12 protein-coding genes are annotated in these 16687 nt (G+C 56.4%); all 12 read left to right on the forward strand.

Annotated features, from left to right (window positions below; all coding sequences use genetic code 11):
* Position 1: 1 nt before the first annotated feature.
* The 12 genes from tagH to HNQ83_RS24310 all read left to right on the forward strand — a co-directional run bounded on the left by tagH (position 2) and on the right by HNQ83_RS24310 (position 16630).
* Positions 2 to 1204, forward strand: a complete 1203-nt coding sequence (tagH, locus tag HNQ83_RS24255) for a type VI secretion system-associated FHA domain protein TagH (RefSeq protein ID WP_175391286.1) — start codon at positions 2 to 4, stop codon at positions 1202 to 1204.
* Between the two features lie 5 nt (positions 1205 to 1209).
* Positions 1210 to 1710, forward strand: a complete 501-nt coding sequence (gene tssJ, locus HNQ83_RS24260) for a type VI secretion system lipoprotein TssJ (protein ID WP_175391287.1) — start codon at positions 1210 to 1212, stop codon at positions 1708 to 1710.
* A 2-nt stretch (positions 1711 to 1712) separates the two neighbouring features.
* Positions 1713 to 3044 (forward strand): type VI secretion system baseplate subunit TssK, encoded by a 1332-nt coding sequence (gene tssK, locus HNQ83_RS24265; protein ID WP_175391288.1) that lies wholly within the window; start codon positions 1713 to 1715, stop codon positions 3042 to 3044.
* Positions 3045 to 3049: 5 nt separating this feature from the next.
* A complete protein-coding gene (gene icmH, locus HNQ83_RS24270) occupies positions 3050 to 3925 on the forward strand; it encodes a type IVB secretion system protein IcmH/DotU (RefSeq protein WP_175391289.1) in 876 nt (291 codons plus the stop codon).
* Positions 3926 to 3938: 13 nt separating this feature from the next.
* The gene (gene tssM / locus HNQ83_RS24275) at positions 3939 to 7466 is read left to right on the forward strand and encodes a type VI secretion system membrane subunit TssM (RefSeq protein ID WP_175391290.1); all 3528 of its coding nucleotides are present in this window, start codon (positions 3939 to 3941) and stop codon (positions 7464 to 7466) included.
* Positions 7466 to 8194 carry a PP2C family serine/threonine-protein phosphatase gene (locus HNQ83_RS24280; RefSeq protein WP_175391291.1) on the forward strand — a complete coding sequence of 243 codons (729 nt, stop codon included), beginning with the start codon at positions 7466 to 7468 and terminating at the stop codon, positions 8192 to 8194. The genes tssM and HNQ83_RS24280 overlap by 1 nt, the downstream gene beginning before the upstream one ends.
* Positions 8191 to 9165, forward strand: coding sequence for a serine/threonine-protein kinase (locus HNQ83_RS24285; RefSeq protein WP_175391292.1), 975 nt, complete (start codon positions 8191 to 8193; stop codon positions 9163 to 9165). The genes HNQ83_RS24280 and HNQ83_RS24285 overlap by 4 nt, the downstream gene beginning before the upstream one ends.
* A 48-nt stretch (positions 9166 to 9213) precedes the next feature.
* The gene (tssI, locus tag HNQ83_RS24290) at positions 9214 to 11247 is read left to right on the forward strand and encodes a type VI secretion system tip protein TssI/VgrG (protein WP_175391293.1); all 2034 of its coding nucleotides are present in this window, start codon (positions 9214 to 9216) and stop codon (positions 11245 to 11247) included.
* 54 nt (positions 11248 to 11301) lie between these two features.
* Complete coding sequence (locus HNQ83_RS24295) at positions 11302 to 14019, forward strand: hypothetical protein (RefSeq protein WP_175391294.1); 2718 nt, start codon at positions 11302 to 11304, stop codon at positions 14017 to 14019.
* Positions 14016 to 14792 carry a hypothetical protein gene (locus HNQ83_RS24300; RefSeq protein ID WP_256669164.1) on the forward strand — a complete coding sequence of 259 codons (777 nt, stop codon included), beginning with the start codon at positions 14016 to 14018 and terminating at the stop codon, positions 14790 to 14792. The genes HNQ83_RS24295 and HNQ83_RS24300 overlap by 4 nt, the downstream gene beginning before the upstream one ends.
* 147 nt (positions 14793 to 14939) lie before the next feature.
* Entirely contained in the window at positions 14940 to 15539 is a 600-nt protein-coding gene (locus tag HNQ83_RS24305; protein ID WP_175391295.1) for a lysozyme inhibitor LprI family protein, read from the forward strand.
* A 209-nt stretch (positions 15540 to 15748) separates the two neighbouring features.
* Positions 15749 to 16630 (forward strand): tetratricopeptide repeat protein, encoded by an 882-nt coding sequence (locus tag HNQ83_RS24310; RefSeq protein WP_175391296.1) that lies wholly within the window; start codon positions 15749 to 15751, stop codon positions 16628 to 16630.
* Positions 16631 to 16687 lie beyond the last annotated feature (57 nt).

Consider the following 16687-nt stretch of genomic DNA (forward strand, 5'->3'; position numbering starts at 1 on the left):
CATGGAACTGGTTTTCGAAATCCTGAGTACCAAGCAGTTCATGCCGACCGAACAATGCCAGAGGTCCTTCAAACAGGCCGGCGGCGTTATCGGGCGAGGGGAGGATTGCGACTGGATCATCCCGGATCGCAAGCGGCACCTGTCCAACCACCACGCGGTCGTCAGCTATCGCGACGGCACGTTTTTCCTGACAGACACCAGCAGCAACGGAGTCCGGCTGAGCGCCAGCGGCGCGCGGCTGCCCAAGGGCGAACCGGTACGCATCGAGCACGGTAGCGTTTTCGTGCTGGGCGAGGTCGAAATCCGCGCACGGCTGGTGCGCGACCCGGCGACCCTCGACATGGAAGTTGGCCGTCCATGCGCCGCCGGCAGCGTCATACCGGACGACGCGTTTCTCGATCTCGACCCGCTGAAAGCCCTCGGACGACAGGAGCGTGTGTACTCGGAGTTCGACGAATTGCTCGCGCCAAACACCAGGCCCGAGAGCGCCCGCCAGCGCGCCGATTATGCGCGCATCGATATGGAAAGCCTGATTGTGCCGGAACTGGTTGCAGCCCCGGCCGAGCCCGAGCCCGAGCCGGCTCCGACACCGAAAGCGGTGGAGCGCCCAGGCGAAGGCTTCTGGGAGCAATTCGGCGCCGCGTTGGGCGTCGATCTCAAAGGCCTCGATCACGACGCCCGCGAGGGCCTGGCGCTGAACGCGGCGCGCCTGCTCAAGCAAAGCATCGACGGTTTACAGCAGAGCCTGCGGACCCGATCGGAGCTGAAAAACGAACTGCGTCTGGCCCAGAGCATCCTGCAAGGCACCCATAAAAATCCGCTGAAATTCTCTGTGGATGCCGGCGAAGCACTGGAAATGCTGTTGCAGTCGCATAAGTCGGGGCACTTGCCGGCCGAGCGGGTCGTAGCCCGTGCATTCCGCGATTTGCAGGCGCATCAGGTGGCGTTATTGACCGCCAGCCGTGCGGCGGTGCGCGGCACCCTGGAGCATTTTTCGCCAGAGCAGATGACGCTGCGTTTCGAGCGCGACAACAAGCCGTTGTTCGCCACCGCTGGCAGCCGCTGGAAAGCCTATGGCCGTTACCACCAGGCGCTGCGTCAGGACGACGACTGGAGCGAGCGTCTGTTGGCCCGTGATTTCGCTCAGGCCTACGAAGAACAGATCCGCCTGATCGCCACCCTCCACACCGAACACCAAGGATGATGCGCATGCCCCGTCGCTCGACCGCTTTTATCAAAACGCTGACGGCCTTCGTCACCCTGGTGCTGTTGACCGGTTGCTCGTCGCTGTCGCCGTACTCCACGGTGACCAAGCTCAACCTGAAGCTGACCGGTAGCGATCAACTGAATCCGGATCTCAACGGTCGCCCGTCACCGATCGTGGTGCGGCTGTACGAACTCAAGCACCCGGTGGCCTTCGAGAACGCTGACTTCTTCAGCCTGTATGAACGCGCCAGGGAATCGCTGACTCCGGATCTGGTGACCAGCGAGGAGCTCGAACTGCGCCCGGGCGAAACAGTGGATTTGAAGCTTAGCGTGGAGGAGGGCAGCCGTTATGTCGGCGTCCTCGCTGCCTATCGCGACCTGCCGGAAACCAAATGGCGCCACACGATCCAGATCACTGCGGTGCAAGTCACCGAAGCCGACCTGACCCTCGACAAGGCCGGCATTCGCAACACCCATGAAGTGTTCGCCAAGGTGGATGACTGACGATGAATATCCATAAAGTGATTTGGCAGGAAGGCATGCTGCTGCGACCACAGCACTTCCAGCACAGTGACCGTTACTACGACCACCAACTGAAGACCCGCACCCAGTTGCTGGGCAGCTACACCTGGGGTTTCCTCGACCTGGACATCGACTTGCAGTTCCTCAACATGGGCCAGGTGGTGATCAGCCAGGCCTCGGGAATCCTGCCGGATGGAAGCCTGTTCAAACTGGGGGGGAACACCCAGCCGTTGGCGCTGGATGTGCCGCCGAACACCGGCAATACGCCGATCTATCTGGCGCTGCCGCTGGTCACGGGCAACCACATCGAAGCACGCCGTCCCGAGCAGTCCGATGTATTGGCGCGTTACACCGCCTACGACACCGAGGTGGCCGACTCCAATGCCGGCGACGTTTCCGCCAGCCAGGTCAGCTGCGGCCGTCCGGACTTCAAGCTGTTGCTCGGCGAGCAGCAGAGCGACCAGGCCCACGTCAAGTTGAAGGTCTGCGAAGTGCTCAGTACCACGCCGGACGGTGTGATCAGTCTCGACCCGGACTTCGTGCCGACTTACATCCAGGCCCATGCATCCAGCTATCTGCTGTCATGCCTGAAAGAAGTCATCAGCATGCTTGGCCACCGGGGCGACACCATCGCCGAGCGGATTCGTTCGAATGGCAAGGTCGGCGGCGCGGAAGTCGGCGACTTCATGATGCTGCAACTGATCAACCGTACCGAGCTGTTGCTGCGGCATTACCTGGGGCTGGAACAGGTGCACCCGGAAGAGTTGTACCGCACGCTGCTGACCATGCTCGGCGACCTGGCGACTTTCTCCAGCGACAGCAAACGGCCGCATTTGGACAGCCGCTACCAACACAGCGACCAGGGCGCGAGCTTTCGCAAACTGATGGAGTCGATCCGGCAGGTCCTGTCGATGGTGCTGGAACAGCACGCCATCGAACTGGCCCTGCAAACTCGTCAATACGGCATCATCGTGTCGCCCTTGCAGGACCACAAACTGCTGGGGTCGGCGTCGTTCGTGCTGGCGGCCAGCGCCAACTGCGACCCCGAAGAACTGCGCCATCGCCTGCCGGCTCACCTCAAGGTCGCCCCGGTGGAGCACATCCGCCAACTGGTCAACCTGCACTTGCCGGGCATCAAGGTCAAACCGTTGCCGGTGGCCCCTCGGCAGATCGCTTTCCACTCCAACAAAACCTATTTCATCCTCGAACTCAGTTCCGAAGACCTGGCGCAACTCGAGCGCTCAGGCGGCTTCGCGTTCCATGTGTCCGGCGAATTCGCCGAACTCGAACTGAAATTCTGGGCCATCAGGAACTGACCGACATGATCAAGGACACGGAATACAACCAGGACGACAAGACTGTCCTGCTCGACCGTCAGGGCCATGGCCCTGCGTCGGGGCCGCTGACGGACTTCGCGACTCCACCGCGTTTCGAGCAGCTGGAAGAACGGATGATCTACTCAGCGCGCCTGCAGCCGGCGAAGGTATTCAACATCAGTCTCAATGCGCTGGTGGCCGCGTCATCCGAACTGCTGTCGGAAGTGGTCCGGCTCAAGCGCAGCGAAACCCGCGAGGACCTGCACGTGCTTAATACGCGCCTGACCAACGCGATCAAGCAGTTTGAAGCGCAGGCCTTGCACAACGGCGTCGAGAACAGTGAGGTGATGGCCTCACGTTACTTGCTTTGCACAGTGGTGGACGAAGCGGTCGTGACCACGTCTTGGGGCAACGAAAGCGAGTGGTCGCAGATGAGTCTGCTCAGCAGCTTGCACAACGAAACCTTTGGCGGCGAGAAGTTCTTCCACCTGCTGGATCAACTGTCGAAAAACCCGATCCGGAACCTGGCGATGCTGGAGCTGATGTACCTGTGCCTGTCCCTTGGTTTTGAGGGCAAGTACCGCGTGCAGGCACGCGGCATGCTGGAACTTGAAGGCATCCGCGACGCCTTGTATCGGCAGATTCGTCAATCTCGGGGGGACGTGCCGCGCGAGTTGTCGCCGCAGTGGGAGGGCTTGAGCGATCAGCGCCGCAGCCTGGTGCGCATCGTGCCGGCGTGGATGGTGGTGCTGTTTACCACCGTGTGCCTGGTGGTGATGTATTCGGGCTTCGCCTGGGTCTTGGGCGAGCAGCGAGAAACCGTTCTGCAACCTTATCAGCCGCTTGATCTGACTGCGGTCCAACCGCAGTCGCAGCCGTAAACAAGGAAGTGCAATGAAAAAGTTTTTCAAGAAAGTCGGCGCCTTCCTGCGCCGGACCTGGGTGTGGACCCTGCTGCTGGTGTTGTTCGTGGCACTGCTGGTGTGGTTCATCGGGCCATTGCTGGCGGTTGATGACTACAAATTCTGGGAGAGTTCGACCTCCCGTCTACTGACCATCAGCGCGCTGTTTCTGATGTGGGGCCTGACCATGGTCTTCGTCAGCTGGCGCGCCGGTGTGCGCAAAAAAGCCGTCGAAGCATCCGAAGCCGGCCAGGACCGCATACGCCGCGAAGAGCAGATCGACGAAGAGCAGAAAGAGTTGAAGGTGCGCTTCAAGGACGCGCTGCAAACCCTGAAGACCTCGAGTTTGTATCGCGGCCGTAGCGAACATTGGCGCGACGACTTGCCGTGGTACCTCTTGATTGGTCCGCAGGCCAGCGGCAAGACCAGCCTGCTGGATTTCTCCGGTCTGGAATTCCCGATCAACAAGATCGAACGCAAACTGACCCGCGATACCCGCGGCACCCGTCATTGCGACTGGTATTTCGCCGATCACGGCGTGCTGATCGACACCGCCGGGCGCTACCTGACCCAGCCGGACGCGCAAGTTGACGGCAGTGCCTGGAGCACCTTGCTCGAACTGCTGCGCAAGCGTCGGCGTGGTCGCCCGTTGAACGGAGTGCTGGTGGCCATTGCGGTGGAGAGCCTGACCAGTGACAGTGAATCTGACGTCGAACTCCTGGCCAAGCAGGTGCGCGCGCGTCTGCAAGAGGTGTATCAGAAACTGCACGTCGATGTGCCGGTGTATCTGGTGCTGAGCAAGGCCGACAAGCTCCTCGGCTTCGAGGAGTTCTTCGATCAACTGTCCCGCGAGGAAAGCGATCAAGTGCTGGGTGCCAGTTTCCGCCGGGACCAGGTAGGGGCCGATGCGGGGGTGGTGCGCGCTGAGTTTGAGTCATTGCTGCATCGCCTCAACAGCCAGGTGATTACACGCATGCACCAGGAGCGCAACACTCAGCGCCGTGGCCGTATTCTCGATTTTCCGCATCAGCTGGGGCAGGTCGGCAATCGCCTGTGCCTGTTCGTCGAACTGGCCTTCAGCGGCAATCGCTACGAGAAGGCCAGCGAGTTGCGTGGTTTCTACCTGATCAGCGCTCCCCATCTGGTCCAGGAGCTGGATCCGACCACCGCGAACGTCGGTGCCAATCTGGGTATGGACTCCGGCGTACTGCCGACCCTGCGCAGTGGCCGTTCGCGGTTTATCCACCACATGCTGAGCCGGGTGATTTTCCCCGAGGCCGATCTGGCCGGCCTGGACAAGCGTGAGCGCAGCCGAATCCATTGGGGGCAGCGCGCACTGTACGTCGGCGCACTGGCGGCGCTGGTGCTGTTCGGCATGTTCTGGGCCGGCGGTTACTCGGCCAACTATGAACGCCTGGAAAACCTGCGCAACCTGGCGCAAAGCTGGACGCAACAGCGCTCCGTCCTGTCGCCACGCGACGATGCCATGGCGCTGCTCAAGAGCCTCGACACCCGCTACGCGGCGACTCAGGAGTTTCCGAAGCGAGGCGACGTGGGTTATCGCGAACGCGCCGGCCTGTACCAGGGCGAAGAGGTCAATCCGGTGGTCAAGGCTGCCTATGAACGCGACCTCCAGGAGCAGCTTTTGCCGAGGGTGGCGACCCTGCTCGAAGGGCAGATCCGCGCTGGCATGAAGGATCGCGAGCGCCTGCTCAACAGCCTGCGTGCCTACCTGATGCTGAATATGAAAGGGCAACGCGACGAACCCTGGCTCAAGGACTGGGTCGCCACCGAGTGGTCGCAACGCTACACCGGCAATACGGCGGTGCAGAACGGGTTGAACAACCACTTCGAACGTTTGCTCGATCAGCCATTCAGCTATCCGCTGAACGAGCCGTTGGTAGCCCAGGCACGCCAGGTCTTGCGCAGCGAATCCCTGGCCAATGTGGTTTACCGGATGCTGCGCGAACAGGCCCGCAACCTGCCGGAGTACCGCCTGAGTCCACACCTAGGCCCGCAGTCTGCGCTGTTTGTCGGCACCGATTACGTGATCCCGGGGTTCTACACACAAAAGGGTTATCAGCAGTACTTTTCGGTCCGGGGTTCAACGCTGGTCACCGAAATCCTGAGGGACAATTGGGTGCTGGGCGAAGGCTCGGGTATCAGCGGAATGGACATGCGACGCCTGCTGGTGGAACTGGAGCAATTGTACTTTCGCGACTACGCCAACCACTGGAGTGAAGCGCTCGGCCAGGTTGCGCTGCCCGCGATCAATGATTTCGGTGAAGGTGCCGAGCAGCTCGCCGGCCTGACGTCGGCCCACTCACCGCTTCTGCAATTGCTGGTGGAAATACGCGAGAACACCCGCTTTGCGGGGGCCGCCGATAGCGTCGAGGACGCTGCCGATGCCGCCGGGGAGCTGGCGGAGAAGGGCGGCAAGCTGGGGAAACTCGCGGCGGTGGCGGCGGACAAGGCATCGGCTGCCCTGGCGAAAAGTCTGCCGGACACGGCAAAGAAATCCCTGCAACGCCGGTTTGAACCGCTGCATCGCCTGCTCGATGACAACAACGGTCCGGCTGCTGATCTGACGCCAGCCCTGAACGCGCTCAACGATCTGCAACTGCAAGTGGCCAGTCTGGCTCGCGCCAGCGCACCGGAGCAGGCCGCCTTTGAAATGGCCAAGGCCCGCATGGGTGGCCAGCGCGATGCACTGAGCCATTTGCGTAATGCGTCGGCCCGCTTGCCGCGCCCGTTGAGCGCGTGGTTCAGCGTATTGGCTGAGGACACCTGGCGCCTGGTACTTGGCGACGCTTACCAATACCTGAACCAGCGCTATCAGGCCGAGTTGTATGGCTTCTATGGCAAGGCGATCAACAAGCGCTATCCGTTCTACGCCCACAGCACCAGCGACGTGGCGATCAGTGATTTTCGCGAGTTTTTCAAGGCCCAGGGCATTGCCGATCGCTTCTTCGACAGCTACTTGCGTGCGTTCGTCAGTGGCGACCCGGGCAGCTATCGTGTGCGCAGTGTCGACGGCCTCAGGCTGCCAATTTCCAAGGTCTACCTCGACCAAATGAGCGCCGTGCAGGTCATCCGCCAGAGCTTCTTCGCCGACAACCCGGCACAGCCACAGGTGCAATTCAAACTGGAGCCTTACACCCTCGACCCATCGGTGAGCCGCTCCGAGTTCAGGTTTGGCGACAAGACCATGGAGTACCGCCACGGCCCGATTGTGCCGGTGTCATTCAAGTGGCCGGCCGATGCCGAAGACGGTCGCACCAGCCTGGTCCTCGACAAAATGGTCGGGCGTCCGATCGGGGTCGAGAAAAATACCGGCCCCTGGTCGCTGTTCCGTCTGTTCGACCTGATGCAGACCGAATACCTGACCGGGCGTGATGTGCTGGTGTTGAAGGCAGATGTAGGCGGCCTGCGTGCCAACTATTTGCTCACCAGCCAGCGCTCGCCGAACCCGTTCGACATGGCGGTGCTGCGCACCTTCCGCATGCCGGTGCAGCTCTGATGCTGGCAGCCAATCCCTGGCGCAGCGCTGCGCGCACCGATGCCGGCAAGGTTCGGGCGCGCAACGAAGATGCGTTCCTCGACTGCCCTCAACATGGAATTTGGGTGGTCGCGGACGGGATGGGCGGTCATCAGGGAGGGGATATCGCCAGTCAGTTGATCGTCGCCAGCCTGGCGGAATTGCCAGCGAAGGAGGACTTCGACGAGCGACTCAAGGACATTCGCCATTGCCTGCACTGGCTCAACCGCCGTTTGGGCCAGGAGTTGACCGTCACCGCCGGACACCCTGACAGCATCATGGGCAGCACCGTGGTGGCGCTGCTGCTGGAGGGCGATCGCGCAGCCTGTGTCTGGGCCGGCGACAGCCGCTGTTACCTGTGGCGCGGTCAGCGGTTGTACCAGCTGTCCAGGGATCATTCGCTGCAACAGCAACTGATCGACGAGCAAGGGATGAGTGTCGAACAGGCCAAGGCCCACCCGGCCGCGCATGCCCTGACCCGCGCGGTCGGGGCCGCCGAGCAACTGACGCTGGATGTGCTGGAGCTCGAAGTGTATCCGGGCGATACGTTTTTGCTGTGCAGCGATGGCTTGTATCAAGGGTTGAGCAGCGATGCCCTCGGCAATGCACTCAGCCTGAGTGCGCCGCATGTGGTACTGGAGCGTCTGTTCGACGGCGCGCTGCACGGCTCGGCAAAGGACAACCTGACCGCCGTGGTGATCCGCCAATGAGTGAACTCATATCACCGGTCGACGGCCTGTTGGTGGGCGAGGAGCAGAACAGCCATCTGACCTGCTTCGCCTTTGCCACACCGCATGTTGTTGCACCCGCGCCCGCCAAGGCCAGTATTGGCGAAATGCCGGATGTGCTGGCCGGTCGTTACCGCATCGAGCGCCTGCTCGGTGCGGGTGGCATGGGCAGGGTTTACCGGGCAAGGGATTTGCTGAGCGAACAATTCGGCGAGCCCGATCCTTACATCGCGCTGAAAGTCCTCAGCGAAGAGTTTGCCGAGTCCCCGGACGCCAGTGTCCTGCTTTACAGCGAGTTCGCCCTGACCCGGCGACTGCGTCACGACAATGTGCTGCGCTTGCATTCTTTTGAAGTGGACACCTCCTGCCAACGCGCCTTCATCACCATGGAACTCATGCGTGGGCTGACCCTGGACAGACTGTTGTGTGAGCGGCCTCTGGGCATGCCATGGAAAGAGTTGCGCAACATCCTGCTGCCGCTGCTCGATGCATTGGCCTACGCCCATGCTCGCGGGGTGCTGCATGGCGACATGAAGCCGAGCAACGTGATGGTCAGCGAAGAAGGCGTGCGGCTGTTCGACTTCGGCCTCGGTCAGGCGCAGGAGGGCGTATTGCCCGGTCTGCCCCATCTGAGTCGCGACCGCTTCAATGCCTGCACCCCCGGTTATGCCGCCCCGGAACTGCTGGAAGGTCAGCCCCTATCCGCCAGCGCCGATGTCTTCGGCGTGGCTTGCGTGATCTATGAGCTGGCCGGAGGCAAACACCCGTTTCGTCGCTTGCCCTCCACCGAGGCCCGTAATGGCCGTCTGGAGCGTGAGCTGCACGCTCCCAGGCTCTTGCCTAAACGCTACTGGCCAGTCTTGCGAACAGCGCTGGCTTTCGATGTGAAGCAGCGAACCGTCACGGCCCAACAACTGCGCGACGCTTTTGGCGTCACGTCGTCCTGGCTGTAACGCTCGATACACAGGCACAACGGATGACAATCGAACAGGGAGTCCATCATGTTCAACCGCTCTAACGAAACGCATTTCAGCCTGACCGTTGAAGACTGTGCGCACGATCTGCAAGTGCTGTCCTTCACCGGCACCGAAGGCATCAGCCAGCCCTACCGCTTCGAGGTGGAACTGGTCAGCGAAAACCCCGACATCGACCTGGAAGCCCTGCTGCACAAACAGGCATTCCTGGCTTTCGACCCGCAGGGCAGTGGCATCCACGGCCAGATCTACCGCATCGGTCAAAGCAGTGTTGGCCGACGCCTGACCCACTACAACATCTCCCTGGTGCCGCAACTGCAGTACCTGCATCACCGCACCAACCAGCGCATCTTCCAGCAGCTGTCGGCACCGAAGATCATCGCGCTGATCCTCGAAGAGCATGGCATTCAAAGCAACGTTTACAGTTTCCTGTTGAGCCAGCCGTGCCCGGAGCGCGACTTCTGCGTGCAGTACGACGAAACCGACCTGCACTTCATCCAGCGCCTATGCGAAGAAGAAGGCATTCACTACCACTTCCAGCACAGCCCGCAAGCCCACCGGCTGGTGTTCGGCGACCACCAGAGCGTGTTCCTCAAACTCGGCCGACCGACCGCCTATTTGCCCGACAGCGGCATGGTCGCCGACGAACCGGTGATCAAAACTTTCAAGCTGCGCCTGGAAACCCGCACCGGCCGCGTCACCCGTCGCGACTACGACTTTGAAAAGCCGCGCCTGTTACTCGAAACCGCCTGCAAACCCAGTGGCGAACGCAACGAGCCGGACCTGGAGGACTACGACTACCCCGGCCGCTTCCTGCACCGCACGCGGGGCAAAGTCCTTAGCCAGCGCACCCTGGAGCGCCACCGCGCCGACTACCGGCAGGCCGAAGGCCGCAGTGACCAAACCCGCCTGATCAGCGGCCACTTGCTGGAACTCGCCGAGCACCCGCGCCGCGAGTGGAACGACCTGTGGCTGCTCACCGACATCGTCCACGAAGGCAAACAGCCGCAGGTGCTGGAAGAGTCGACTACCAGTGACACTCAGGACGATTTCCCGCAGGGCTACCGCAACCGTTTCTTCGCTACCCCGTGGGACGTGTTCTACCGCCCGGCGCTGAAACACCCGAAACCCCGCGTGCTCGGCAGCCAGACCGCCCTGGTCACCGGTCCCCAGGGCGAAGAGATCCACTGCGACCAATACGGCCGGGTGAAGGTGCAATTCCACTGGGACCGCGAAGGTCAGGCAGACGACAAAACCAGCTGCTGGCTGCGCGTCTCCAGCAGCTGGGCCGGCCATCGCTACGGCGGCATCAGCATCCCCCGCGTCGGCATGGAAGTGCTGGTCACCTTCCTCGAAGGCGACCCCGACCAACCCTTGGTGACCGGCTGTCTGTACCACAAGGAAAACCAGGTCCCGTACCCTCTGCCGGCCAACAAAACCCGCAGCGTGTTCAAGACCCTCAGCTCCCCGGGAGGCGGCGGCTTCAACGAACTGCGCATCGAAGACAAAAAAGGCGCCGAACAAATCTTCCTCCACGCCCAGCGCGACTGGGACGAAAACATCGAACGCAACCAGACCCTCCGCGTCGGCAATGAACGCCACGACACCGTCGAGAAGAACACCTACACCGAACTCCTGGCCGAAGAACACCGCACCACCCACGCCGACCGCAAGGTTGAAGTGCGCATGGACGACCACCTGACCGTCGCGCAGAGCCAGCACGTGAAACTGGGCACGGCACTGCTGACCAGCGCGGGAAAAGAGATACACCTGAAAGCCGGGGCCAAGATCGTCATCGAAGCCGGGATGGAGCTCACGGTTAAGGCGGGGGGCAGTTTTATCAAGCTCGATGCCGGGGGCGTGACGGTGGTGGGGCCGCTGGTGAAGATCAACGCGGGTGGTTCGCCGGGTGTCGGGACAGGGATCGGGATCAAACCGCCGGGGCTGCCGGGGGCGGCGGATAAGGATAGGGCGGGGAGTTTGATGGATCGGGCGTTGGTGAATGCGCCTGAGGAACAGATCAAGCGCAAACCGAAACGAATGCTCAATTTTTCCGGCTAATAGATACCGACGTAACTCCGGGCTATCAGGGATCAGAATTCAGGTAATCGGTAAATGACTGAGACAACAAGCAAGATAGAGAAATGGGCGTATCCGCTGAAAGTAGGGACCGCAGAAGCGACCGATCCGCAGCAGTTTTATGCAGCCCTGGCAAAGGCCAAGGATGGCTTTTACCCGTTAGGTGCTAACGGCCTCTGGCACGGCGGCATCCATTTCGATGACGACTCGGGTTTGGTGGGGGATCTGACGGAAGTCAGGTGCATCGCTGATGGGGAGGTGGTGGCCTACCGGATTGACGAGGCTTATCCCAAGTCTGATTTCGGTTCCATGCAAGCGGTTTACTCAACGGGATTTGTGTTGGTTAAACACCGCCTGGAAGCGCCCGCGATGCCACCGGCCGCACCTGCTCCCGGTGCTCAACCAGCGGCAGTGGTGCCGGGGCCTAGCCTGACGTTTTTCAGCCTCTACATGCACTTGCTGGATTGGCAGGGGTACAAGTCGAATCCGACGCTTGCGAGACCTGGTTTTTGGGACAAGAGCCTGTATCAGGTAAAAGCCAATCTTCCAACCAATTCGCTGGGTTTGAGGGTTCGTAGTGCGGAGTCCGGACAGTCACCGGTGTTGGCTGTGCTACCTCGCGGGACAACGGTGCTCACAAAGCCGGCTGACGCTACGAAAAAATGGCTGGAGATAGTGAGTGTCACGCCAGAACTTGCTGGTTTGGCGCCCAATACGGGTTGGGTCTTCAAGGGCGAAATGCTGCACTTGGGCGGTGATCGTTACTTTGTAGGAAAGGACGCCAAGGACGTTCCGCCAGATCAGAAGTCGGGGGCCAACGTACGCAGTGCAACCAGTAATGGATCGCTCATCGCGTTTCTACCGGCTGGAACGCAGATCAGGATTAGTGACGAGCAGGCAGCAAGGAAGTACCGAAAGTTGGTCGAGGTCGTTAGTGGTCAGCCCATTCCTGCTTTAACGGCTGGTGCAGATGGAAAACTACCAGGATTTGTATGGCTGGATGACTTGGAAGCCAAGAGACAGCCACACACGCCTATGGGGCAAGTCGTTCCGTTAACTCCAACGTTCAAAATCAAAGCGGGAGAAGTATTGGGACACGTCGGGAAATATCAGAATCATTCTGATCCCGCCCCGAGGAATTTGCTGCACCTGGAGGTTTTCAGTTGTGAGGACGTCAAAGCATTCACCGAGCTCAGCAAGTCCAGCGCCAGGGGCTTGCCTGCCAGCGAACGGACACTGCTAAAAATCCCCAAAGACAGCCTGCTGATCACTCATGTAACAGGCATGAACGCTACAAACCCTCCCAAGGTGAGTGATGCTCACAGAATTGTCGGTCATGACTTTTTCATTCCTGTTGGTGTGCTGGAATCGTTACCTGCCGAGAAAAGAATCAAGGTGCCTGTGGTCATGGGGGGGATGACCACCTACACGCATTGGTGGCGTCTGGACGGAATGCTGGCCGACGCGGAGGGTAATGGGATTGATGGTTGGTTTGCGGAGCCGGATACGACTTTGTCACGGTACTCGCCTTATGAGTGGGAGGGGTTTGATTTCATTGTAGAAACCGTCAGTAATGTGGAGCATTTTGCGGCGCTTCTTCACACAGAAGAAAAGTTAAATGAGGAGGAACGTGAAACCTATTTACCGATCGTGGAGGCTGCTAACTTAGGTTCGATCACCAAGACGCTGTACCAAATTCTCGATAGGAACAGCGATAAAAAAATAGCTCCTTCGGAAATAGTAGAAGCGTTGAGCAAACCTTGGTTTGCTCAACCAATTTCGCAGATGGTTACACGCTATGAAAGTGAATGGGACTATAAGAAAGAGAAATGGGATGTTTTAGACGAAATCATTGGGCACAGTGATTCTGATCCTCACAATACGTGGGTGGCGGAAAAGGCGAGGATTGAAAATCTTGCTTGGTGGAATAAGATAATGGGACAGAGCGGTATATCTAATGACGCCAATGTACAGCATATCCACCCGTTGGGAATTATTTCTAACTTCATGGTGAAGAGTGTCAACGGATGTAATAAGTGCGGAAAAAATATTACTCTTACACCGTACTTCATGAGAAAAATCGTCGCCCCATCAGTGCCAGATAATTTTATTGACGACTTCGTTGTTGCGATCAATACGCTTTTTAAGAGGTTTGGAATTATAACTTGCTCTCAGGTGGCGCTAATATTGGGGCAAGGAAAGGTCGAGACTCAAAACTTCACTAAATTTCGAGAAAGTTTGAATTATTCTCGAGCGACCTTTACAGCAGCCACTTTGTTTGCATTGGCCCCTACAGCGATAAATAATGGATTTTCTCGTAAAGGGATGAATCTTTCCACTCAACAAAAACTTCAGTATATCGATGACCATCTGTTGGGTAATGACCAAGGATATGGACAGCACAGCTTTGGAAACAACGACTATCCGAGCAACGATTACCGGGGGCGTGGACTCCTACATCTCACATTTTACGAAACGTATAAAAGATGCGCTGACGCAATTGGCGTACGGATCGATGAAACTCCATCGCTAGCTGAAACTGATATATACACGATCGTTGCATCGGGCTGTTGGTTCTGGAAAGCCAATAATATTGGAGTAATTGCGGATGAAGCTTCTTTAGATATTGACTTGAAAATCAAAAAAGTCACCAGAAAAATCAACGCAGGACTGGATCAACTTGCTAATAGAAATACGTTTAGCAAGGAGATCATCGAATTAATAAATAGTGATTTCGGTGGGTGTGCGGGATGATTACTTTCCAAAGCTTTATGCGCTTACTGGCTTCCTTGATTCTTTTGGGTTCGCCCTATGCTTTTGCATGCACGGAACCTAATGACGCACCTTATCCATCGTTAGCGGTGGACGGGGGAAAGGTTGTATTTAGCTCCATCGCAGTATTGGAGGATGAGGGCAAGGAAGATCCGGAAATGGGGCTTGGAGTCAGCTTTCTCGACTGTTCTACGGGTATTACGAAGCTCATAGCTCGGTTGCCTTTTTTGGCGGATCCTGGCGAAGTGCGGGACGTATTCACAGCAAATGTAGCAAATGGTGATAATGAGCTATTTATCATTCATAGCGCACCTATTCGCGCATATACTGGCGTAAATTACGGAAGCGACTACTTCAGTGTTATGGCATTTCATAAAAACGAGGGAGGCTTCACAATTGATAAAAAATTAACGGATTATTTTGGTAGCGGTGCGGACGTAATGCCTCCAAACGACAATGAAAGCACACCTATCTACACCTATCCTTTCAAGACTCGGCATTCTGTTACGTCTCAGCTTTCATCAAAAAACTATCTTAACTGGGCAAATGATGAATTGCTTGAGCTAACCGTAAATCAAAAAACATACATATATTCATTCCAGGCAATTGCAGGTATTACAAGAATGTACTTGATTAAGGGGGATAAAATAACGCAAAAAACTATTTCTGCAGGCTGGATTCAGTTCCTATATACAACTGCAAACAAAAAAGAGATCCATGGATGGATTCCATGTAAAAATGCAGACGGCTGTTGATGCTTGATGTTGGTTTTAACGTACGCCAAGCAAAAAGGGACAGCAAAAAACTCAGAAAAAAGGGGGCAGATTTATTTTTCAGAAAAATGGAACTGCTCACTTTTTAAAACGTGGGAAAGTGGCCGTTTTTTTTGAGGAGGCATTGAAATGCGGTTGCTGGAAGTAGTTAAGAAAATATTCGTTGTTGTTTCTGTGGTTTCAGCTTCGGTTGGTTGTGCGTTAGCGGATGTCAAATGTAATGTTGTGAATGTATCGAATGCGGATGTTGTTACGTGCTCCCATGCATCATTTGTAAAGATTGATAAAGTGCTGAATGAGCAGTATAGAGTTCTCTCGACGGAAATAGCCTCCTCGTTGAAAGTTGATTTGCTTTCGGTGCAGAAGGATTGGATAAGGTTGAAGGAGAGTTACTGCGGGGGTATCGGTAGTGATGCTTCTTCCGGTCAAGAACGATTGATAGATAAGATTTCTTGTGAAAAGCAATTAACAAGTTTTCGTTTAAGCGAACTTATCTACTTGCGGACTGGTGTTATTGGGGGTGGTTTCTATAAGGCTGTATCGATAGTCAATGAAAAGACTACTGCTATGGATTACCCTAAAGCAGTCGATTATGTAAGTGGGCAGTTCGAATTTGGTCCGCTATGGGCGGAGTATGCGCAGAGAAACTGTGCAATGACTCAGAAATTATTTGGAGAGGTTTTTGAGAGGTGTATAGCAAGGATGAAATTTCAGATGCCGATTTATTGATTGAGTAGGCCACGCTTTTTCTTGGTGAACACTCAGTGCCTACCGACGTAAAGTAATCGCAGGTGATGTCTCTTTAGATATTGATTGAATATTGAATAAGTTACTAAAAGTAAATGCGGAACTGGATCAGCTTGCTGTTAGATAAGCAGTTAGAAAAGCGGCGGTCGATTTAATATATCGGTGAAAAGGGGCTGTGCGGGGTTTGGTTGATGAGAGAAATTATATTTTCAGTGTTGCTGTTTTGGAGTGCGCTAGCTTTAGGCAAAAACCTAAATTACTCCTTGAGTCCTGATTTTGTCGGAGCTAATAAAGTTGAGTTTATAGCTGTGGGTGATGAGGTTGGTGAGGTGTTGAAGGGAAGTTTAATTGATGGTGGTGGCCGGCGATATAAAATTCCTGATGTCTGTGAACCTGAAGGCGGAAATGCTGAGTTGAGCGATGCTTACGTAGTAAAAGGAAAAAAGACTTATTTCTTGTTCACATGTGCTTGGTCTATTCAACATTCTGGGCTTGGTATCAAAGGTGTCCAGTACGAAACCTTTGTATATACGGGATCTAATCTGGCCGCAATTGAGAAAAATGATGCACTATCTCAAGCTCTTTCTGGTTATGAAGGGAGTTTGGAAGGAGGGGAGAGCAGTTATGCTTGGTATGTCTCTCGTAAGATTGCTAGCAAAAAACTGCTTGATCTTGAGGTCGGAGAGCCGAAAGACTCTCTTGCTTTGGCGCACGATATAGTTTTGGCTCGTTTGAAGAATGAAGATTATGAGGCTGTAAGTTCATACCTTGGTTCTGAGCGAATAAACCAGCTGGATGTGGATTTTCCTGTTAGCAAGTCGACTGTTGTTGCCTATAATGATTTTGGTTATGCCTTGGGGCGGTCTGGTGAAAATGATTTGGCATATAAGGTTTTGAAGAAAGTTGAAAAGGTATCTCCTGGTCGAGTTGTGCTTAAGTTGAATATTGCCGATGTATTGTGGGGGTTCGATAAGGAGCAATCTAGAATATATTATAAGGAGTATGTCGGGTTGATGAAAAAAGCGGGGAAGGAAAAATTAATACCGGAAGAGGTTCTTGAGCGTAGTGAGTGAAATGGGGATAAAAATGGGGCAGGTTTATTGTTCGTTTTTTAAGAAAATAAATCTGCC

The sequence above is a fragment of the Pseudomonas sp. C2B4 genome, from assembly GCF_013359695.1.
GTDB lineage: Bacteria > Pseudomonadota > Gammaproteobacteria > Pseudomonadales > Pseudomonadaceae > Aquipseudomonas.

What these genes read in the sequence shown, in the direction of transcription:
- tssK (WP_175391288.1), top strand. Translation starts at nt 1,713, where the DNA reads ATGAATATCCATAAAGTGATTTGGCAGGAAGGCATGCTGCTGCGACCA.
- icmH (WP_175391289.1), top strand. Translation starts at nt 3,050, where the DNA reads ATGATCAAGGACACGGAATACAACCAGGACGACAAGACTGTCCTGCTC.
- tagH (WP_175391286.1), top strand. Translation starts at nt 2, where the DNA reads ATGGAACTGGTTTTCGAAATCCTGAGTACCAAGCAGTTCATGCCGACC.
- HNQ83_RS24310 (WP_175391296.1), top strand. Translation starts at nt 15,749, where the DNA reads ATGAGAGAAATTATATTTTCAGTGTTGCTGTTTTGGAGTGCGCTAGCT.
- HNQ83_RS24280 (WP_175391291.1), top strand. Translation starts at nt 7,466, where the DNA reads ATGCTGGCAGCCAATCCCTGGCGCAGCGCTGCGCGCACCGATGCCGGC.
- HNQ83_RS24285 (WP_175391292.1), top strand. Translation starts at nt 8,191, where the DNA reads ATGAGTGAACTCATATCACCGGTCGACGGCCTGTTGGTGGGCGAGGAG.
- tssJ (WP_175391287.1), top strand. Translation starts at nt 1,210, where the DNA reads ATGCCCCGTCGCTCGACCGCTTTTATCAAAACGCTGACGGCCTTCGTC.
- HNQ83_RS24295 (WP_175391294.1), top strand. Translation starts at nt 11,302, where the DNA reads ATGACTGAGACAACAAGCAAGATAGAGAAATGGGCGTATCCGCTGAAA.
- HNQ83_RS24300 (WP_256669164.1), top strand. Translation starts at nt 14,016, where the DNA reads ATGATTACTTTCCAAAGCTTTATGCGCTTACTGGCTTCCTTGATTCTT.
- tssI (WP_175391293.1), top strand. Translation starts at nt 9,214, where the DNA reads ATGTTCAACCGCTCTAACGAAACGCATTTCAGCCTGACCGTTGAAGAC.
- HNQ83_RS24305 (WP_175391295.1), top strand. Translation starts at nt 14,940, where the DNA reads ATGCGGTTGCTGGAAGTAGTTAAGAAAATATTCGTTGTTGTTTCTGTG.
- tssM (WP_175391290.1), top strand. Translation starts at nt 3,939, where the DNA reads ATGAAAAAGTTTTTCAAGAAAGTCGGCGCCTTCCTGCGCCGGACCTGG.